Origin of the sequence: Psychrobacter sp. A3 (genome assembly GCF_028823565.1) — a bacterium.
Lineage (GTDB): Bacteria > Pseudomonadota > Gammaproteobacteria > Pseudomonadales > Moraxellaceae > Psychrobacter > Psychrobacter celer.
On sequence record NZ_JAPEHS010000041.1, the window covers coordinates 1 to 21,862 of the forward strand.

Consider the following 21,862-nt stretch of genomic DNA (forward strand, 5'->3'; position numbering starts at 1 on the left):
AGCCATTTTTAGCCCATTTAGATGGCTATCGATTGAATTGAGGACACGCCCTAGACAAAGATCAAGCTCGATCAGCGCTCAGTAAAGACTCAGTAAATAAACCCGCCCATGATACCAGCCTACAGCAATTAATGGGTAAAATTGCGTCGCAAAAGCCCACGGCAAGACACAAAAAAAACACGACCGCAATCGTGTTTTTTTATCTATAGACTGGTATGAGGCGGTGCAACGGTTATGTCAAAAGCCTACTAGTAGCACGTCTCACTTTATAACCATTTTATTATAAACTAACGCTATACCGATGAAGCGGCTCATCATCGATCAATGACTGCCAATCAATACCTGCTGATCGGCGTTCATATTGGTCAGCTCTAAGCTATGAATAAAACGCCCTTCGACATCGGTAATGGTGATTTTCCAGTCATCTATTATTACGCTCTCGCCTTCTAAGTCGCCCACATAGCCGAGCGCTTGCATGACAAGGCCGCCCATGGTATCGACATCAGTATCATCAAAATGGGTGCCAAGCTCATCATTACAGTCTTCGATGACCGTCGAGGCCTGTACACGCCAAGTATGTGGCTTATCAGGATCAGCGATAATATTATTGATATCACTGTCTTCCTCAAAGTCATCATGCTCATCGACGATATCGCCGACGATCTCCTCGAGTAAATCCTCCATGGTAACCACCCCTGCAAAGTTGCCAAACTCATCGACGACGATTGCCATGTGCACTTGGGTGCGCTGCAGTGAGCGCAGCAGCGTGTCAGAGCGCGACGTTTCGCTGATATATAGCGGCTGCCGCACCAGATCTCTGAGACGCTTGCTGTCGATTTTGTCTTCTTGGTCGCGCACCATGTGCACTAAGATAGGAATCAAATCTTTGGCAAGCAAGATGCCGATGACCGCATCATCATCTTGGCTATCAAATACTGGGTAACGCGAGTGGGTGGTGTCGAGGATGATATCCATCACCTCAGCCAGACTTGCGCTTTCGTGCAGTCCGATCACTTGCGGGCGCGGCGTCATAATCTCGCGGACTTGAGTGGCAGGCAGATCGAGCACGCCTTCTAACATATCGACAGTATCAGGCTCTAAAAACTGACGAGAATCCTGTACCAAACGAATCAATTCATCACGGGTTTCGGGGGCGGTCGATAGCCAGCGTTTTAAGCCGCGCATCGACCAACTACTCGGGCTGGGAGTGTCGTCAGACATGATGATGTGGTTTAACCTCTTTAGTTAATAACAATGAGAACAGCAAAAAACCTAGATGGGGATAGAAATAACAAATAAAACAGCCGTTTTATAATTAGGCCATCACAACCACGGCCAAATAATACCTATAAATAGACCAGCCTAAATTAGCTTCACTTTATCGCATGGCTCACCGACATTCAACGATAAATTCACGCAAATTGTATTGTCAGTGTGTTATAAACTTTGCTATGGTCAAAGCCTTTATTTATCAATAATAAACGCCATGTCCTTACGCTCGTTTTTTTCTCGTTTACGCCGACTATGTCCAACTAGCCTGCCGCGCTCTCATGGTACAAGCAGTCACGGCCAAACAATGACGGACGGCACAAACCCTAAAAAAAAGACATGGCGCTACTATCTTGTCCAGTTGTTTATCGTCAGCGCGCTGTTATTATCGGCGCTGTGGTTGCTATTAGCGATTTGGTATCAGTTTGGCGTGCACTCGCTCGTCACTTGGCTTGCGGCCATCGTCATCATTTGCCTGCTGGCAGCCTTGCTACGTAGCCGTTACCAGCACTCATCCCAGCACCATACCATCACAAAAAAACCGGCCAGCACTTGGCTTATGGGTATGTACGCTGCGACTTGGTGCCTCGGGGTTGGCTGGTTTTTTTCTATCGAAGCCAAGCAGCAGCGCGACTGGATGGCAGAGGTCAGCCAGCAAGTCTCCTATGAGCGCGACGCGAGCAACCCTAATATAATCACCCTCAAAAATGTACGAAATTTTGACTGGCATACCGATACAGACGCCACCGAGCGCTGGGACACCCGCACCATTGATATGTCCAAACTCTCGGGCGTCGATGTCACCAACTCATACTGGATGGGGCCACTGATTGCTCATACCTTGGTCAGCTTTCGCTTTGAGGATGACAGACCGCTTGCCTTCTCATTTGAGATTCGTAAAGAAGCAGGCGAGTCTTTTTCGGCGCTGGCTGGGTTTTTTCGGCGTTATGAGCTTAGCCTGATTGCTAGCGAGGAGCGTGATATTATCTATACGCGCAGCAATGCGCGCGGCGAGCAGGTTTATCTGTTTCCTATTAGCAATTTGCAACAGCATGAAGTGAGGTCGCTATTTGAATCTTATCTAACGGCGGCCGATGAGCTAAACGCTAAACCTGCTTGGTACAATACATTAATTAGCAACTGTACCAATATTATTTTTTATATGGCGCGTATCGTCAGTGGCGAGCGTTTGCCATGGGATTATCGGATTTGGGTCTCTGGGTGGCTGCCGAACTATCTATACGATGTCGGTATGCTCGACGCCAAGCCCAACAGCGGCGCGCAGAATTGGTCGATGGATACTTGGTACGAGCGCACTCATATCAATCCGAAAGTGCGTGGTTTTGATAATTTAGCAGGCAGCAGCGTAGTCAATAGCCGCGAGTTCTCCAAGCAGATTCGTCAGGATATTCCTATCCCGCCATTGGCTGACTCAAAAGCGGCAGCTGAAGCCAAAGCACAATTTTCGGCGCATGCCGCCGCGCCATAAACTCACTACTCGCCATAAACTAATGATAAGAGTCTAAATGGATACTGCTAGGGCTGTACCCATGTCACCACCCGCTCCTCCATCTCTTCATCTGTCATACCAACCTCAGAGACACAGCGCCCTGCCACCCCGACATTGGCCGCGCGCATCTGCTGCTCGGTGCGCGCCGCATCGCCAGTCAATAACAAATGCCAGCTTGGGAGCTTCTGCCCTTTATACAAGCGTTTATAGGCGCAGTGTGATGGTAGCCACATCATGTTGGGCAGGTTTTCCATCGTGAGCTGAATACAGTCAGGCACATACTCTTGACGCGTGGTATAGTGCTGACAATGACCCGTCGCACAGTCCATCAGCTGACAGGTCACATCGGTATACTCAACCAACGCTTCGGCGTCATCATCATCGATATATTTGATCAGGCAGCAGCTACCGCAGCCATCACACAAAGCCTCCCATTCATGATGCGTCAGCTCTGATAAGGCAAATCGCGACCAAAACTGCGGCCGCAAGGTGGCCGCCAGCTCACCATCGCTATCGGCAAACAAGCTTGCATTGGCGGGCACAACAGGCTTTGGCACTGGTTGCGGCGTCGGTGACTGTTCAGCAGTTGGTGATTGTTGGCTGTCGATAAGTTGGTTGAGCAAATTGAGTGTCATAAAGGTGCAGTAGCATTTTGATAAAGAGCGTTACAGTATTATAGCTGTTTTTGCGAAGCATGGGCGTTAAGGTACTAAAAGTAAGAAAAACGATTTACTATAAATAAAATTCATAACATGAAAAGGGACAGCACTATGTCAATTAAGACGTTTGAACTTATCAGCACCACCAAAAACGGCGTCGAGCTCATCAGCTATGTAGCGCTACCAGAAGACGCATCGGAAGAAAACCCAGCGGCTGGCATCTTGGTCGCACCAGAATGGTGGGGCGTGGTCGATCATCCAAAATCTGTGGTCGAGCGTCTGGCAAAAGCAGGCTATGCGGCAGTGGCAATGGACGTCTACGGTGAAGGCAAATTGACCAGCGATGCGGCGATGGCAAACATGTGGATGGAGCAAGTACTCGCGGACCAAGACATGCTGATGGATCGCTGTCGCCTTATCCTCAATGATTTTAGCGATCAGTTGGCTGTTGATGGTAGCAACTTAGGCGCGATTGGCTACTGTTTCGGTGGTAAAGTCGTGCTTGATATGGCGCGCGACGGTATGCCACTAAAAGCTGTCGCAACATTCCACGGCAACCCATCAGCAAAACAGCCTGCGGACAAAAACTTTACCGCCAAAGTCTTGGTCGCGCATGGTCGCGATGATTCGATGGTATCGATGGAGGCGATAGAAGGTCTAAAATCTGAGCTGGATGCGGCCGATGTCGACTACACTATCGATGTGTATGACAATGCCAAGCACGGCTTTACCAACCCCCATGCCGATGAGCGCGCGGCAAACAATGACGTGGATCTTGGCTATAACGAAGCTGCCGCCAAGCAAAGCTGGGATAATATGCTTGAGTTTATGAAAAGTAACTTAGCATAGACGGCTATCATGAGAAGGCCACTATCATAGGGCTTTTATAAAACCTATATAAACCGAAAAAAGAGCCGCTGATTTATAAGCGGACTCTTTTTTTAGTTGAGCAGCTTTAGGTACATGATGCTTCTTGTACTCGGACGCAAATCGCGTCATTATCACCTTATCATCAAGCAAATTGAGTGACGAGGATGCTATATCTGTTAATGAATCCGCTGGGCTGGCTGGCTTTTACCATTTTATTCATCATTGCTTCGGTGCTATATATTAGTATCCATAGACAAATCCAGCAGTTGCGCCGTGAGATGGCAGCGCTACAAGCTGAGCTCAAGCAATATAAAGACAGTATAGACGCTGCATCCAACGTGCACTTTGAGCCACCCTCTCAAGATACAGAGCATCAGCAGACAACGTCACAACCACCCGTGTTTTCTGAGCGGCCAGAGTTGTCAGAGTCAGCAAACCAGCCTTTATCCGAGCTACCTACACCCCCTTTACCCGCAGCTTCATCACTATCGACAGAAAATCGACAAGCCACTGCAACCATAGAGCCTGATGAGCGCTCCTTACCTATCGTCACCTCACTGATTTATTCTATCAAGAACTGGTTTTTTGGCGGTAATTTGGTCGTGCGTGTCGGGGTAATCGTCTTACTCATCGGTGTGGTGCTTTTGCTGCGCTTACTGAGCGATTATATCGAGATTCCGATTACCATAAAGCTTATTGGTATTGGCCTGATGGGATTGGGACTGGCGGCGTTGGGGATACAGTTGGCAAAAAACCGCTTTGCTTATGGCATCACCTTACAGGGTGCGGGCTTAGCGACGGCTTATTTGACCGTCTTTTTTGCTTATAGCGTCTATCAGGTGCTCGCAAGCGTGCCGAGCTTTATTGGACTTGGCCTTTTATCAGCTGTCACCATCGGTCTCGCTGTGCGTCAAAACGCCTTACCGTTGGCTTTATTGGCCTTGTCTGGTGGGTTTTTTGCGCCTGTATTGACCGGTGAAGACACCGGCAGTCTGGTCGCCTTATTTAGCTATTATCTGCTGTTAAACGTCACCGTTGCTGTCATTGCTCACTACCGTACTTGGAAAATGCTCAATCTGCTCGGCGTGTTGGTCACCTTTGGACTGGCCTACTATTGGGGCGCGACGAGCAATCTAAGCGCTACCATTGAGGCGCAGCGCTGGACATTGGTATTGCTGGTGACGTTGCATGTATTGCTATATTTGTTTGTCGTCATTCGCTACGCCCAGCAGATCATCGCTTATAACACATTAAATGAAACAGATATCGCCCAGATGACTGTAGGTAGTATTTACGGTACAAACCCCAGCACAGATGCCAGTACGAACAACCATACAAAAAACAGCGCAAACAACATCTATGTCTTCCCTATTGATACGGGTTTATTGTTTTCCGTACCGATATTGGCCTTTGGTTTATTTGCGGCGTTGTTAGACGCTATTCCTCATGCGCTGACCCTCACCAGTGCTGTTTTAGCGGTGATTTATTTGGGCATTGGCTGGATATTTGTACAGCGCAGTCAGCGATATGCCTTAATCACTGAAGGCATGCTGGCGTTAGGATTTGGATTTTTGGCGTTGGTGATTCCGCTGGCTCTCGATGCTGAGTGGATTGCCTTTGGCTGGTCGGTTCAAGGGCTGGCGTTGGTATGGTTTGGTCGGCGCTCGCTACGCGCATGGTCGGTGCTATTTGGGCTAGTGTTACAGCTGCTGAGTATAGCGATGCTGATGATAACTGTGGTCTTTACAATCAAAGATTATCCAACGCTGACCTTGACGATTTCAGCGCTCAGCTACCTCGCCGCCATGTTTGTCTTACGCGCCAGCAACGCCCCTATGGATGACACAAACAGCCAGCGTCACGCCGATCAGACGCTGGTGAAATACGCTAACACATTGGGCATCGGTGAACTCGCTACCAAGCAGTGGCTGGCTTCAATCAATAGCCAAAGTATGGCGTTTAACCTGATGTGGCGCAGTCCGAGGTTGGGCCGTTTTTTAACGTTCACCGCCGTGGTCTGGCTGCTGTATGTATTGGTCATCGATCTTGATCAATGGCTTGCCAACTGGCACATCGCAACGACAGCGCTGCTAGGATTGGCCGCGTTAACCAGCCTTGTCCTTTATTATGCCGTCAATCAATATCGTTCTTGGTTGGAGATTCGGCAGTTTTGTCATGGTTTACTGTTGTTATTGTATGCCACGCTACTGTTTCAATTACCGCAAAGATATACGTTTGATTATCAATGGTCGACCTTTCATTGGTCGATATTTATTACTTTGCTGATAGGCGCGTTGGTCATTGGGCAGTTATGGCTAAAGATATGGCATAAAGCAGCTGAGTTAACACGTTTTGATAGCGCAAGCTGGCTTGGAGCAGGCATTATTGTTTTAGCAGAAGCCATGCATTATGGCTTACCTGACTCAAAAGGTGTCATGACTGTTTTAGTGCCAGTTGCCTTTATGTTGGCTGGGTTATGGTGGACACAGCGTCATGCTATGGCTAAATATCATGATGAGCAGTCAAACACGCAATCAAAAGCAGTAATCTCAGCCTTTCCGCTCGCTTGGTTTGATTGGCCTCAAGCACTGTTAGACAGCGCCAAAATCTTTGTGCCTATCACCTTAGGCTGGGCGCTGTTTACCAATTTTACTTATGATGGGATGATTTGGGCCTTGCCTTATTTTCCGCTATTTAATTTATACGATCTGACGTTATGGCTGGTGGTGTTTTATGCCTTGGGCGTTTATTTACTCCGTCAGCCACGTGGTAGCGGTTCGAGAAATCTATTAAAAGCCATTCCTAAAAACGATATGCTACTTATTGTCTTAGCGCTGATTGGCCTTTGGATAGGCTCGAGTATGTTGGTCAGGACGCTGCATGCCTTTATCGGCACGCCATTATGGACTGGCAGTGTATATGGAGTTACTGGCGGCGCGTGGAATAGCGAGCAAGTACAGACGGGATTGACGATTTTGTGGACGCTCATTGCCTTGGTCGCGACCATCAGCGCTAGCCGCTATGGACAGCGCACGCTATGGTTTATGGGCATTGGACTACTGGGCGCGGTGGTGCTAAAACTGGTCTTGGTTGACTTGTCACAGACCGAGGCGATTTGGCGGGTGATTTCGTTCCTTGGTGCAGGCAGCTTGATCTTGGTCATTGGCTATTTAGCGCCGCTACCACCTGCACGCAAGGACTTAGTAGACTAGGACGTACTCTCAACCCAATCGATGAGCCTATAGATGGGCCAAACATAAAGACACGCCCAAATCCGCATGACAGCCTGCCTGAAACCTGACATAAAATTGTAACGTGGCAACAAGGCGACTGGATAACATTGGGTGCTGACGCTGGTTGTGTAGTAAACTGAACATCATAAAAAAGTAGACACTGATGGTCTTACTTTTAGCATTTTTTATAAAAGGTTATGAAAGCAGATGGATAAAAGAGCGAATATTCAATGGTTCCCTGGGCATATGAACAAAGCCCGTAACGAAATCAAAGAAATCATGCCGCAGATGGACGTGGTCATCGAGGTGATTGACGCCCGTATTCCTTATAGTAGCGAAAACCCCATGGTCGCAGCACTACGCGGCGAAAAACCCGTCATCAAGATATTAAACAAAGCCGATCTCGCCGACCCTGATCTGACCCAAGCATGGATGGCGCACCTTGAGCAGCAAGCGGGCGTCAAAGCCATCGCGTGTGACAATAACAAAGCCGATGATGTCAAGCGCATCATCGCTCTATGCAAAAAAATGGTGCCCAATAAAGTTGGCACCGGTCGCCAGATCAAAGCCATGATCATGGGCATTCCAAACGTTGGCAAATCGACTTTGATCAATACCTTAGCAGGGCGTGCAGTAGCAAAAACTGGCGACGAGCCTGCGGTGACCAAGTCGCAGCAGCTGATCAAACTCGATGATGACATCATGCTCTATGACACGCCCGGTATGCTCTGGCCAAAGGTCGAAAACGAAAACTCTGGCTATCGTCTAGCAGCGACAGGCGGTATCCGTGATACGGCATTTGACTTCGCCGATGTCGCCAGCTATACCGCTGAGTATTTGCTGAGCGCTTATCCTGAGCTGCTAAAAACTCGCTATAAAATTGACGAGCTGCCCAAGACCGATTGGGAGTTTTTTGAAATGGCAGGGCGTAACCGAGGATTTATCAAAAAAGGCGGAGTCGTTGATACCTACCGTATGTCTGAGATTTTGATCAATGAGCTGCGTAGTGGCAAACTTGGACGTATTACCCTTGAAACTCCAGCGATGATCGAAGCGGAAGAAATCATCGTCGCCGAACAGCGACTCGCTGCTGAAGAGAAGAAGAAAGCAAAAGAGGAAGAGAAACGCTTACGTCGTCTAAAAACGCGGAAGAATCGGAAGTAGATTGACCAATAATATAAGTTACTATGAACCCATTAACACCCTCAGCAAAAACCATTCAAATCTACCTGCCCACAGGTAACCCTCGTGGGCTGCGTGTCGCTGAAATGACCACGCGTACTGTGCGTCTGATTGAAGTGCCGCGTATTCATATTGCAGATTTTTTAAGTATGCCCGACGCCAAGCAAGTAGGCTTATACTTTCTAATTGGTGATACCGATAGCACGGACAAACCACTGCTCTATATTGGGCAAACAGGCGATTTAACCCAGCGCCTGAAAAGCCATCATAATGGTAAAGATTTTTGGACAAGGGTGTTTGTCATGCTCTCTACCAACAACACCATTACCCAGACGCATGCGCTGTATATGGAACATAAAGCCATTCAAATTGCCACAGATGTCGGGCGTTACGATTTGCAAAATGGCAATAATGGCAGCAAGCCGCATACGCCAGCACCGCTGCAAGCAGACTGCGAAGAGCTGTTTCACACATTAGATATTTTACTGTCTACCCTCGGGCAGCCAGTTTTTGAAGCAATCGGTATTGAGACTCCTAATAATAAAGCCTACCAGCCACTGATACCAGATACCTGCCAGTCTCCCCAAGACACACCAGCAGTCGTACCTGACAAGCAACCAACGCTGTTTTATTGCAAAGCCAAAGACTGTGATGCTCAAGGCTACTACGATAATGACGGTTTTGTTTTGTTAAAAGGGTCGCTCATCCGTAAAATTCATACACCATCATTTAGTAAATGGGGCATCAATAAAAAACGTGAAATGTTAGCAAACAAAATATTAATCGAGCACGATGACAACACTTACAAAGTGGTCAAAAACCACTTGCTGACAACACCTAGTGGTGCAGGACAAATTGCAACAGGACGTAATGCAAATGGGTGGCTAGTCTGGAAAAACAAAGCTGGCCAGACGCTTAGCGACATTTACCGCTAGTAAATCAACCAGATAATCACCATATAGGATAAACGCTTTGCTTAAGTGTAACCAAAGCTCCCTTTACTTATTGCCAATTTTATAAGAGCCTATGACCCAACCTACCGCCATACCCGATGCTCCCTTTTCTCAACCCACTGACGCATTAGACTCTTTCGCCCCACGCCTACTCGATTGGTTTGCCGAAAACGGTCGCCATGACCTGCCGTGGCAACAGCACCAGACTGACACCCCCAATCCTTATGTCGTTTGGCTATCCGAAGTCATGCTCCAGCAGACACAAGTCACCACCGTGTTGCCCTACTTTGCGCGTTTTATGGAATCGTTTCCGAGCGTGCAGGATTTGGCCGCCGCAGAATGGGACTTGGTCGCCGAGCATTGGGCGGGTCTTGGCTACTATGCACGCGCGCGTAATTTGCATAAAGGCGCAAAGCAACTGGCCGAGATAATTGACGAGACCGGTGATTTTCCGCAGACGCTAGCGGGCTGGGAAGCTATCTCTGGCGTTGGGCCGTCGACCGCTGGGGCGATTATGGCGATGGGCTTGCACAAGTATGGCGTCATCTGTGATGGCAATGTCAAACGCGTCCTTACCCGCTGGGCGGCTATTGAGGGCGATATCACCAAGTCTGCCACCACCAAGACGCTATGGGCATTGGCAGAGCGTTTAACACCTGTCGATGACTCAGGACGGTTTGCGCAGGCGATGATGGACATGGGCGCAACGCTATGCACGCGTAGCAAGCCTGCCTGCTTATTGTGTCCACTACAAGAGGACTGTCTTGCCCATGCACAGGGGCGCGAAACCGACTATCCAGTCAAGGCAAAAAAACAGCCCAAGCCCAGTAAGTTTAGCAACGCGCTTATCATCAAAGATACGAACGGCAAAATACTATGGCTACAGCGCCCTGACAATGGTATTTGGGGCGGACTATGGAGCTTGCCATTACAGTTTGTAGAAAAGGTTGATGGTAAAGCAAACACTAAGGCTACTGTTAAAAAGACGCTAGCTAGCGATGATAAGCCATCAAACACAGCAAATGACGTACGCAGTAATGAAAAAATCTATGAGACAGAATTTACCATCGCTGAGCAGATTATTTATGAGTGGTTAGATAAGCATAATGTGATAGCCGCACCTATTAATCAAACCTTGCTTGATGATGCGCCTATCAAGCATTCATTAACCCACTTTCATTGGTATTTGACGCCGCAATCCGTCACTTTAGACAATAAGCAAACAACCGCATTGAGTACAGCCTTGCAAGCGGCAGAGATTAATATTCATTGGTTGACTGCAGATGATGCGCGGGTAACACTTGGATTACCGCGGGCGATGGTAAAGATTTTAGAGCGGTAAGTACGTATAGTCGAACCACTATAAATAAACACAGTGCTACTGGCATGAGTTTTGCACAGCATCGGGGTACGCAGCACGCAAGGAAAATTTATACCAGTAGCACGCTGGCATAGCTTGTATTTTTTTATTTAAGATTTGGGCACCCGCAGACGCATCAAGCCTTCTTGTTGCACCGTTGCGACGAGCTTACCATCTTGCCAAAACTGCCCATGATTTAAGCCTTTGGCATTAGAGGTAGTATCGCTCCACATGTCATAGAGCAGCCAATCATTCAAATCAAATTCACGGTGGAAGTGCATCGAGTGGTCAATACTAGCAGCTTGCAACCCGCTGGTCATAAAGCTCACGCCATGTGACATCAGCCCTGTGCCGACTAAGTAAAAATCAGACGAAAATGCCAATAGCGCTTGCTGAATCGCCACCGGCTGATTACCCAGCTCGCGAATACGCAGCCAGTTGGCTTGTTTTGGCTTCATCGGCTCAGGATGGATAGGGTCACGCGGTTTGACAGGCTTAATCTCGACATGACGACGACGCATAAAACGTGCTTTGAGCGCATCTGGCACTTTGCCGACGTACTCTTCTTTTAAATCTTGCTCGGCAAGCAGGTCGTCTGGTGGCGGATAGACGGGCATATCTTCTTGATACTCAAGCCCCTCCTCCATCGGTGAAAATGAGGCAATCATCGAAAAAATCACTTGCTCAATAGGTGCTTTGCCGCGTACTTCTTTGTACTGAATTGCGGTCACTTCACGCGCAGAGAGGCTACGCCCATCGCGTAGACGGCGTACTCGATAAATCACTGGCTGGTTAATATCACCGCCACGCAAAAAATAGCCGTGCAGTGAATGGCAGGGTTTGTCTTTATCCAGCGTATGGGCAGCTGCCATAATCGCTTGCGCCAAGACTTGCCCACCAAAGATACGACTGCCCACATAGTCATGGCTTTTCCCCTCAAAGACATCAGGGCTCACTTCAATAAGCGATACGGTAGCAAGCAGCTCATCAATCAGTTGCGAATAATCAGACATGACGATAGGTTTCCTTATTTTTATCAAAAACGCAGCGCGGCTGCACCAACCCACCTAATGATAGCCAGATGATATAACGGCAAATTTGCTGCGTTTGAATGTAAAATAATATGAAATCACTTGCTAAAAATACACAAGAGAGATGTTAGAACGAAATTTTAGCGTAAAAATACAGCGATAGCAGCGCTATACACGTATTTATTATCCACTGAAAGGCTAAACATATTACCCAATATCCCGCGCTTTGACCAGTTATGAGTCGCTTACCCGCCAGTCTTGACCGCCTTTTTTTATCTCATGACAAAAGCACCCGCTGATCGCTTACGCACGCGCTTGGCTATCACAAGGTTTGAGGTAGAGGTATCTATCGCAGCATCAGTGCATCAGCCTAATAAAAAACGAGATGATCGGCGCATCTCGTTTTCATTGCTATGCTTCGTTTATGGCTTGACCGCTACCAATACGCGGATAGAGTCTGGTACCAGCGATAGGTTGCCTAATGCCTGCTCGCCTTGTGCTTTTAGCTGCTCTAAGCGCTCTACTTCTTCTGGACGTACATTGGGGTTGATGGTTTGTAGATGTTTTAGGCGCTTGATTTCACGCGACCACTGCTGATTGAAACGGGCGCTTGCTTGCTCACCGATTTCTGCAAGCTGCTGGCGGGCGATCTCTTCGGCGTCGTAGTAACGCTGTTCGATCACATCACCGCGCACCTTGATGACTTGGCGGGCGCGGTTTTTGTCCAGTCGCTCGATGTGCGGCATGATCATATCGCTACTGATGCGCGCTGACAGATCATTGCCTTGCTCACTGATAAATACCCGAATGTTTTGCGTGGTGATAGTCGCAGGCAGATTGAGCACTCTTGGCGCGATGGCCTCGACACGGAAGTTTACCTCAAGCAGCACCATGCCTTGTGGCACGACCGCGCTTTTTAGCATCGCCACCGTGGTATTACCAAAGGTGCTGGTACTGGCCAACTCGTAAATCGCGCGCATCAGCGGATGCTCATGGGTAATAAAGTCGATATCTTCACGCAGCAATGCCTGCCCGCGATCAAAGGTCAAGGTCATCCCATCTTCATCGCCCAGTGGCAGGCCATCGATGTACTCACTGATCTCAGTACTATCGATAGGAGCGATGACCCACGAGCCATCGCGCTGGATACTATGATCGATGTTGGCAGAGGCAAAAAAGCGCTCCATAAAGTGTGGCAGCAGATTGTTCTGATCAAAGTCAATCATGGCATCTTTGATACGCCCAGCGACACGTGGACGGCATGAGTTGTACTCCAGCAGACGGTCACGGCCAGCTTGTAGCTGCGCTTCTAGCCCTAGGCGGGTTTTTTTCGCTTCGGTGATGATATCTTGTAGCATGGCACGGTTGTCGGGCGTATCAGCACTCTCTAGCACAGGCTTTAGCGTTTGGATGTATTGCTCTTGCACACTTTGGGCAGTCGGTGATATCTGACTAAACATATTGAGCGCTTTGTCATACCAATGATATAAACGCTCCTGCGCGGTGCCCTGCACATAAGGGACGTGAAGCATGATCTGCTGCGTCTGACCGATACGGTCTAGGCGACCTATGCGCTGCTCTAGCGTGTCTGGATTGGCAGGTAAGTCCCACAGTATCAGCTGGCTTGCAAACTGGAAGTTACGGCCTTCTGAGCCAATCTCTGAGCAAAGCAATATCTGCGCGCCCTCGGAATCAGCAAAAAACGCCGCCGCTTGGTCACGCTCAAGCAGTGTCATCTGCTCGGTAAAGATAGCAGTCTTAATGCCTGCATGTAAGCGCAATACCGCCTCAAGACTCTCAACCGTCGCCCCGCTACGAGCGATCAATAGCACTTTTTGATGCTTTAGCTCACCGCGCAAGATATCAATCAACCAAGACACACGTGGGTCATCTTCTAGCCAGCCACCATCGGGCTGGTTTTCTTCGCCCCACAGCTGCTCACGCAGTTTGCCCGTGGTTTGGTAGCTATCAACCCATGCGTCAGGCAGGGGCAGTGGATACGGCTGACGGCTTCGTCCATAAAACCCTTTGACACTCTCACGGGTATTGCGAAATAAGATACGGCCGGTACCATGACGGTCCAGTAGCTCGTTAAGGGCATAAGTACGCAAGCGCTCATCGTCATTGATTGCGCCCAGCTCATCCATGCTAATGTCTAACAAATGGCTCAAAGCTGCGATTTGCCCATCACTCAACGGCTTGTCTTCTATCAACACGCCAGCGACGGCAGCGGTTTCGGCAAAGGCTTCTTGCCCATCAATAAACTCATCCAAATCATCAAAGCGATCAGGATCTAGCAGGCGCAAACGCGCAAAATGGCTTTGCGCGCCGAGCTGCTCAGGCGTTGCGGTCAGTAGCATTACCCCTGGCGTCTCTTCAGCAAAGTCAGCAATCAAATCGTATTTGTCATTGCCGCCCTGCTCTTCATCCCAGTGCAAATGGTGCGCTTCGTCGACGACCAATAGATCAAAGCCCGCTTCCATCGCCTGATCGTACAAATCAGGATGATCAAGCAACAAATCCATGCCCGCGATGATACATTGCTCGGTGGCAAAGACGTTTTGTTCAGGATCATGCTCTTTGATCGCGGCAGTACGTACCAAATCAAACAACGCAAAATTTAGGTTAAAGCGGCGACGCAGCTCGATCATCCACTGGTATTGCAGACTGTCTGGTACCAAGATAAGTACGCGCTCAGCCTTTCCTGTGATTAGCTGCTGATGAATGATTAAGCCCGCTTCGATGGTTTTACCCAGACCCACTTCATCGGCCAAAAGCACACGCGGCGCAATACGCTTACCGACCTCGTGAGCGATATACAGCTGATGCTCGATAATATCGACACGCGCGCCCATTAGGCCTTTGAGCGGATGACCTGCCAGCGCCGACTGCATGCGCAAGATGTCTTGGCGCAGCTCGTACCAGTCGCCACGCTCGATGCGACCAGCGAGCAGACGCTCAAGCGGCTTGGCAAGCGTGATATTGGCCGCGAGTCGGGTTTCCATGATACCGCGCTCATGCTCATCGACGCTGTACTTGAGCACACCCATCACCTCGTCTACCGCATTGACCGTATAGCCGTTGCCATCTTGGTCATAAATGCTATCGCCCGCCTTAAATACCACGCGCGACAGTGGCGCTGAGTTTTTGGCATAAACACGCGTCTCCTCGCTTTGCGGAAACAAGATGTGCACACAGCGATCATCCACATCGATGACCACACCCAAGCCAAGCTCAGACTCCGTATCAGATAAATAACGTTGGCCAACGGCGAATTCAGTACTGTGCAGTGAAGCGATAGAGGTAGTCATAAGGCGATGTCTTTTTTGTACTCAGGTAATAAGAAATAAAATAGATAGCAATGGCCGCTAATGGTGGCTGTGCATAGGGTAACACCCATTTAGTCGACAGCTAAGGTAGACCATTATATAACGTTAGCGGCTAGATGAGTGCGTTTAGTTGACTTTTCAAGTAGACAGTTGTGACAGCGCTTGGGTTTCTCAGGTTTTTATGGTTTGGTTTTTGACTAAAACCACCGACGTGCTACATTAAGCCTCACCCCCATAAAGCCTTAAAACCATAGAAAAAACCAATACAACAATCAATTCATCAGGGAGTCACTATGCGAGCGGTTTTTTTAGACAAGGGTACTTTTTCGGACGGTATCGATTTGCCAGCCCCAGCTGGGATTACAGATTACATGACTTATCATGACACGCCAAAGGACAACCACGTCATCCTCGAGCGCTGCCGTGACGCCGATATCATCATCACCAACAAAGTCCAAATAGACGCTGAGGTAATCGGTCAACTGCCCAACCTCAAGCTGATTCAGCTGACTGCCACAGGGATGAACAACGTCGATCAAGACGCTTGTGACAGACATCATGTCACCCTTTATAACGTCGCAGGTTACGCGGTCAAAAGCGTGCCTGAGCATACCTTTATGCTGATGCTCAATGCCATGCGCGCAGGCATTCATTATCATCAAAAAGTCGCCGATGGTACATGGCGCGACAATGGCAATTTTTGCTTGCTTGACATACCGCTGATCGACTTAGAAGACAAGACGCTCGGCATCATCGGCGTCGGTACCATCGGCAAGCGCGTCACCGAGATTGCACGCGCCTTTGGCATGACGGTGTTATGGGCGGAGCATCAAGGGCGTGCGCCGCGCAGTGCAGACTATACCGCCTTTGATGACGTACTGGCGCAGTCAGATGTATTGAGCTTACATTGCCCACTGACCCCACAAACCCAGCATCTTATCAATAAGGACACCTTGGCCAAAATGATCAAACAACCCTTATTGGTCAACGTTGCTCGCGGCGGCATCGTCGATAGTCAAGCATTGGCAACTGCCATCCATAACGAGCAAATCATCGGCTACGCCAGCGACGTGTTTGAGCAAGAGCCGATCACGGCAGATGACCCGCTACTCAGCCTCAGCGAGCATCCACGGGTGATATTTAGCCCGCACAATGCTTGGGGCAGCAAAAGCGCGCAACAGACCTTGTGGCAGATATTAAGCAAACAAGTTGCTGACTTTATCGATAATCAGCATCAATAGCGACTATCGATCAATTAAAACCTAACGACTGAACCGCAACCAGTCGTAGCATCAATAGCGACTATCGATCAATTAAAACCTAACGACTGAACCGCAACCAGTCGTCTTTTATTCTGCGGTATTTGAGCATCACACGGTCGCTAAGATAGTTGTTGGTCACGTACCACGGGTAGCGATCGCCTTGCTTAGGCAGTCTGTCTTGGGCACGTCTGACATATCCAGACGATAGCGAGCCCATCACCGTATCTGTTTGGGCGTAGGCGGTAGCATTCGCCGCCTGTGCCTTTGGCAGCGCGACTTGGTAGCGGTTTTTGTGCATATAACTCAACAGCCGCACCACATATTGACAAGCCAGATCAATCTTTAGCGTCCATGAGGCATTGGTATAGCCAAATAAGGCCGCCATGTTAGGCACGCCTTCGATCATGACTGCCTTATACGTCATGCGCGTGCCGATATCAATGGCCTGCCCGTCGATATATACCGCTGCTCCGCCTAGCATTTGCAGTTTCAATCCGGTTGCTGTGACGATGATATTAGCCTCAAGATGCGCGCCTGATTGCAGCATAATACCGGTTTCGGTGAAGTGGTCGATCTGATCGGTGACCACTGCTGCACGTTTACCGTGCAAGGATTGAAACAAATCACTGTCTGGCACAGCGCATACGCGTTGATCCCACGGATTGTAGTCGGGCATAAAGTGCTCGACATCAACGCCGCTACCTTTTAACTCTTTTGTCACGCCGCCTTTTAGCACAGCTTTCATCAGCTTGGGCGCGTGAGTGGCTAATTTATACAGCCCCTGCTGCCGCAGCACGTTGCGCGCTCGCAGTACCGTATAGGCCTGCTCTTTTGATAAAGGTGAAAACTTGCCTGAGAGCCAGTCGATAGAATGATCATCGCCCGGTACGCTTGCCACATAAGTGGGTGTCCGCTGTAGCATTGTGACATGACGCGCACACTGCTCGCTGCTTTCATCTACCAGTGCCGGCAATAGCGTCATTGCAGTGGCACCGCTGCCAATAATGACCACTTTTTTGTCGTTATAATCTAAATCATCCCAATGCTGCGGATGGACAATACGACCGCGGAAATCTTCTTCTCCCTCAAAATGAGGTCGATAGCCTTGCTCATAGTCGTAGTAGCCCGTAGCACCGACGATAAACTTTGCCGTCTTAACGAACACTTCGCCACTCGCATGATTTTTTATGGTTGCTGTCCATAACTGATCAATGCTTGACCATGATATTTGCTGAACTTCATGCTCATAGCGAATATGCTCAGTAATACCAAACTCGCGCGCCGTATCAGCGATATAACGCTTGATATCGCCACCTGCTGCCAGCATTCTATAATCTAGCCACGGTCTAAAGTTATAGCCAAAGGTTAAGGCATCAGAATCAGAGCGGATACCAGGATAGGTAAATAAATCCCACGTGCCGCCCAAATCAGCACGCTTTTCTAATATGGCAAAACGCTGCGTTTTTGTCTGTTCTTGTTTTTTTGCACCTTTATGACCAAATAGATTTTTATGCGCTACTTGCTGTAAACGGCACGCCATACCGATACCCGCAATGCCCGCACCAATAATCAGCACTTCATAATCAGCAGGCTTATCCCTTTGCGACTGTCTACGTGTGAGGCGACTTTTAATCGCCTGTTTGGTAGTAGCGATATCAAGCATATTCTCATCCTTGTGTTTGCATGATTGGCGTAGCGATTCTATTGAAAACGCATTGGTCTCACATGTAGACAGCTAATGCATTAAAACGGGCACGGACTCTCCCAGTCCATCCACGCACCCAGTGTCGGGTGCTTTAGGCGTAGCTGCTGTGCGTGCAAGTTTAGCCGCGGGGCTATCATCAGTGCCGCCCCTTCGGCATAAATCGGATCACCAATCATCACATGACCGGCATGCACCATATGCACACGTAACTGGTGACTACGGCCCGTGACTGGCTTTAGTAGCACGCGAGTGACGGTCTGATCATTGCACATTTCGTGAGCCAAGACCTCATATAAAGTCAGCGCCTGTTTGGGCCAATCGTGATCGACGATATGGCGCGGTTTGGTCGTCGGCTCATAACGTACCGGCACAGATATCTTACCGGTCGTCCCAATACTTTCCCATTGGCCAAAGACGCGCGCTTGGTAGCTTTTTTGTGGTAACCGCTCAATAAACTGCTTACTAATATGGCTTTGGGCAGCGGCATTTTTGGCAAAAATCAGTAGCCCTGAGGTGTCCATATCCAAGCGGTGAATGAGTTTGACGGCTGGATTGACGCGCTCAAGCCGCGCAAGCAAGCTGACCTTAAGGGTTTTGCCATTGACGCTGAGGAGGCCCGCTGGCTTATCCACCACCCAAATATCGTCATCTTCATATACTGTAATGTCTTGGGCAAATGTTTTAAAAAACGCCAGCGGATACGCGCACTCTTGTCGGTTTAAGGCGTTGACTTCTTCTTCAGTAAAAGGCATAAAAATCGGTTACTTATATAAATGAGAGTAAAGATGACATGATAGAGGCAATGACATAGAAAAAAAACCAAAAAGTGACAAGTGACAGCGCGCTCACTGGCTGTAGGGCTGTGTTTCGATTTATTGTATCAATCGTAATTGTTAAACAATTTAACCACCCTGCATCTGTCAAGTAAGAACAAACATGTTAGTATGATGGCACATTTTCACCATTTCGAAACGATTCTTTAGCCGCTTATCATTACTTTATACCGCTGGTCTTTAGCTACACAAAGCCGCGATAAATTAATGAACGACGATAAAGACAATAAAACAAGAGAGATAACTATGTCAGACCTAATCGTAAATACCACCGATGCAAACTTTGACCAAGACGTGCTGCAATCAGACCTGCCTGTATTGGTAGATTTTTGGGCGGCGTGGTGTGGTCCTTGTAAAGCCATCGCGCCTATCTTAGAAGATCTAGCCAGCGAGTACCAAGGCAAAGTAAAAATTGTCAAAGTCGACGTTGACAACAACCCACAAGCCGCCAGCCGCTTTGGTATCCGTAACATCCCAACGCTATTTGTCTTTAAAGACGGCGAAAAAGTTGACTCAGTCATGGGCCTACAGCCAAAAGCAGAGCTAGCCAAAGTACTTGATAAGCATCTATAAGCACTGCTATAAATGTCGATACGCTCGTGTCAGTCTATCTGCTGCGAGTGTCTACACGTCATAATAGATACCAATCAGTAAAAAACCATTGTCCTGCTAAGATAATGGTTTTTTGCTCGTTTTTTATGCAAAAAAACCAATAATACGACTTTTTTGGCAAAATTTATTGACAATGCCATTGTGAAGACCGTATAGTCTGCTGACAAGAGAAAACGAACCGTTTTCCTAAGTGTCTTGTCGCTATTCTCCTCGTGTTTATCAACAAAAACACAATCGTCATTATAAACACCATTACTGAACGAAATGACTAAACACAATTACTGATACTGAGTTTTTGACGCAGACTCTTATGTAGCCTTCTGTATCCTTATTTCTTATTACCTTGCACTCTATTCTTGCAACTTGTACATAAGTCAACACGCAATACCCAAACTACATAACTCTGGCTCTGTGCTCGCGCCCTCTATCGCCATACTATCGTTGTTTTAATCAATGTCGTGACTTGTGCTGCTAATGGCATCTCTCATCTGATCAATTGCTAATGACCTACCTATGAATCTAACTGAACTAAAGAAAAAATCAATCTCTGAGCTATTGGCCATCGCCAAAGACATGGGTCTTGATAATATGGCGCGTAGCCGTAAACAAGACATTATCTTCGCTATCTTAAAGACCCACGCCCGTAACGGCGAAGCCATCTATGGTGACGGCGTGCTCGAGGTCTTACCCGATGGCTTTGGCTTTTTGCGCTCATCAGAGGGCTCTTACTTGGCAGGTCCTGACGACATTTATGTCAGCCCCAGCCAAATCCGCCGCTTTAGCCTAAAGACAGGCGACAGTATCGCTGGGACGATTCGACCACCAAAGGATTCTGAGCGTTATTTTGCGCTACTAAAGGTCGGCGAGATTAACTTTGATACCCCCGATCGCTCACGTCACAAGCTGATTTTTGAAAACCTCACGCCATTATTCCCCACCGAGCAGTTAAAGCTAGAATTAGGTAATGGTACGACCGAGGATTTGACAGGCCGTATCATCGACCTGATCGCCCCAATTGGTAAAGGCCAGCGCTCTATCATCGTCGCGCCGCCAAAAGCCGGTAAAACCATGCTTTTGCAATCGATTGCCCAGTCTATCACCCGCAACAACCCCGAATGCTATCTGATCGTCTTGCTCATTGATGAGCGTCCAGAAGAAGTGACCGAGATGGAGCGCACGGTACGCGGTGAAGTCGTTGCCTCAACCTTTGATGAGCCGCCGCAGCGCCACGTACAAGTCGCCGAAATGGTCATCGAAAAAGCCAAGCGCTTGGTCGAGCATAAGCAAGACGTGGTCATCTTACTTGACTCCATCACCCGCCTCGCTCGTGCGTATAACACCGTCATTCCATCATCTGGTAAAGTGTTGACCGGTGGTGTAGACGCCAATGCCCTTGAGCGTCCTAAACGCTTTTTTGGCGCGGCGCGTAACGTCGAAGAAGGCGGCAGCTTGACCATCATCGCCAGTGCTTTGATTGACACCGGTAGCAAAATGGACAGCGTCATCTTTGAAGAATTTAAAGGCACCGGCAACCAAGAGATTACCCTTGAGCGTGACTTGGCCGAAAAACGTGTTTTCCCAGCGATCAATATCAAAAAATCTGGCACTCGCCGCGAAGAGCGCTTGCTTGATGAAGACAAACTACGCAAAGTCTGGATCTTGCGCAAATTGCTACAGCCAATGGATGGTGTCCAAGCCACTGAGTTTTTGCTTGAGCGCCTAAAAGAAGCCAAAACCAATGATGAGTTTTTTGAACAAATGAAGCGTAAATCACAAAACTAATGTGCGATGATAAGCTTTACTCATACCAATAGCACTATGTCGTTTTTGATATGGATGGACTATAGATATTAAAGACAAATACCAAAAACCGCCTTAGGGCGGTTTTTGTGTGTTGGGTCGTAGCAATATGGCCAGACGACAAGCTATAGTAAGTGCTAAATAAAAAAATCACAGCCTCTATAGCGGATTGCCTATATCACACGAAGCAAATATAGTTGATACACTCTAAAAATGTCATAGCGCTACTGGGATGAATTTTGCGCAGCCTCTGG

15 protein-coding genes are annotated in these 21,862 nt (G+C 48.4%); 9 read left to right on the forward strand and 6 right to left on the reverse strand.

Features of this window, described 5'->3' with window-relative positions; translation table 11 throughout:
- Positions 1–321: 321 nt before the first annotated feature.
- Positions 322–1,221 (reverse strand): HlyC/CorC family transporter, encoded by a 900-nt coding sequence (locus tag NK638_RS07420; RefSeq protein WP_192993161.1) that lies wholly within the window; start codon positions 1,219–1,221, stop codon positions 322–324.
- 355 nt (positions 1,222–1,576) lie between these two features.
- Between NK638_RS07420 and NK638_RS07425 the strand changes: the two genes are divergently transcribed.
- Positions 1,577–2,758, forward strand: a complete 1,182-nt coding sequence (locus tag NK638_RS07425; protein WP_274632504.1) for an Lnb N-terminal periplasmic domain-containing protein — start codon at positions 1,577–1,579, stop codon at positions 2,756–2,758.
- A gap of 47 nt (positions 2,759–2,805) precedes the next feature.
- On the opposite strand, the gene NK638_RS07430 is transcribed toward NK638_RS07425, so the two are convergent.
- Complete coding sequence (locus tag NK638_RS07430; RefSeq protein WP_274632513.1) at positions 2,806–3,279, reverse strand: YcgN family cysteine cluster protein; 474 nt, start codon at positions 3,277–3,279, stop codon at positions 2,806–2,808.
- A 270-nt stretch (positions 3,280–3,549) separates the two neighbouring features.
- Between NK638_RS07430 and NK638_RS07435 the strand changes: the two genes are divergently transcribed.
- From NK638_RS07435 to mutY, 5 genes are all read left to right on the forward strand, one after another.
- Entirely contained in the window at positions 3,550–4,287 is a 738-nt protein-coding gene (locus NK638_RS07435; RefSeq protein WP_274632505.1) for a dienelactone hydrolase family protein, read from the forward strand.
- A gap of 185 nt (positions 4,288–4,472) precedes the next feature.
- Positions 4,473–7,520, forward strand: a complete 3,048-nt coding sequence (locus tag NK638_RS07440; protein WP_274632506.1) for a DUF2339 domain-containing protein — start codon at positions 4,473–4,475, stop codon at positions 7,518–7,520.
- 228 nt (positions 7,521–7,748) lie between these two features.
- Positions 7,749–8,705, forward strand: coding sequence for a ribosome biogenesis GTPase YlqF (gene ylqF, locus NK638_RS07445; RefSeq protein ID WP_274632507.1), 957 nt, complete (start codon positions 7,749–7,751; stop codon positions 8,703–8,705).
- 23 nt (positions 8,706–8,728) lie between these two features.
- The gene (locus NK638_RS07450) at positions 8,729–9,658 is read left to right on the forward strand and encodes a GIY-YIG nuclease family protein (RefSeq protein WP_274632508.1); all 930 of its coding nucleotides are present in this window, start codon (positions 8,729–8,731) and stop codon (positions 9,656–9,658) included.
- A 91-nt stretch (positions 9,659–9,749) separates the two neighbouring features.
- Positions 9,750–11,018, forward strand: coding sequence for an A/G-specific adenine glycosylase (gene mutY, locus NK638_RS07455; RefSeq protein WP_274632509.1), 1,269 nt, complete (start codon positions 9,750–9,752; stop codon positions 11,016–11,018).
- 128 nt (positions 11,019–11,146) lie between these two features.
- Here mutY and NK638_RS07460 read toward each other — a convergent pair whose 3' ends face one another.
- Positions 11,147–12,049 carry an acyl-CoA thioesterase gene (locus NK638_RS07460; RefSeq protein WP_192993173.1) on the reverse strand — a complete coding sequence of 301 codons (903 nt, stop codon included), beginning with the start codon at positions 12,047–12,049 and terminating at the stop codon, positions 11,147–11,149.
- Between the two features lie 440 nt (positions 12,050–12,489).
- The gene (gene rapA / locus NK638_RS07465) at positions 12,490–15,378 is read right to left on the reverse strand and encodes an RNA polymerase-associated protein RapA (RefSeq protein ID WP_201587047.1); all 2,889 of its coding nucleotides are present in this window, start codon (positions 15,376–15,378) and stop codon (positions 12,490–12,492) included.
- A gap of 311 nt (positions 15,379–15,689) precedes the next feature.
- Here rapA and NK638_RS07470 point away from each other — a divergent pair, with 311 nt between their 5' ends.
- On the forward strand, positions 15,690–16,637 hold the full coding sequence (locus NK638_RS07470) for a D-2-hydroxyacid dehydrogenase (RefSeq protein ID WP_274632510.1): 948 nt from the start codon (positions 15,690–15,692) through the stop codon (positions 16,635–16,637).
- A gap of 79 nt (positions 16,638–16,716) precedes the next feature.
- Here NK638_RS07470 and NK638_RS07475 read toward each other — a convergent pair whose 3' ends face one another.
- Complete coding sequence (locus NK638_RS07475; RefSeq protein ID WP_274632511.1) at positions 16,717–18,321, reverse strand: flavin-containing monooxygenase; 1,605 nt, start codon at positions 18,319–18,321, stop codon at positions 16,717–16,719.
- Positions 18,322–18,401: 80 nt separating this feature from the next.
- Complete coding sequence (locus NK638_RS07480; protein ID WP_274632512.1) at positions 18,402–19,115, reverse strand: RluA family pseudouridine synthase; 714 nt, start codon at positions 19,113–19,115, stop codon at positions 18,402–18,404.
- 288 nt (positions 19,116–19,403) lie between these two features.
- On the opposite strand from NK638_RS07480, the gene trxA reads away from it, so the two are divergent.
- Together trxA and rho are read left to right on the forward strand one after the other, a co-directional pair.
- Positions 19,404–19,769, forward strand: coding sequence for a thioredoxin (gene trxA, locus NK638_RS07485; protein WP_158676692.1), 366 nt, complete (start codon positions 19,404–19,406; stop codon positions 19,767–19,769).
- Positions 19,770–20,321: 552 nt separating this feature from the next.
- Complete coding sequence (gene rho, locus NK638_RS07490) at positions 20,322–21,590, forward strand: transcription termination factor Rho (protein WP_201587041.1); 1,269 nt, start codon at positions 20,322–20,324, stop codon at positions 21,588–21,590.
- Positions 21,591–21,862: the final 272 nt, after the last annotated feature.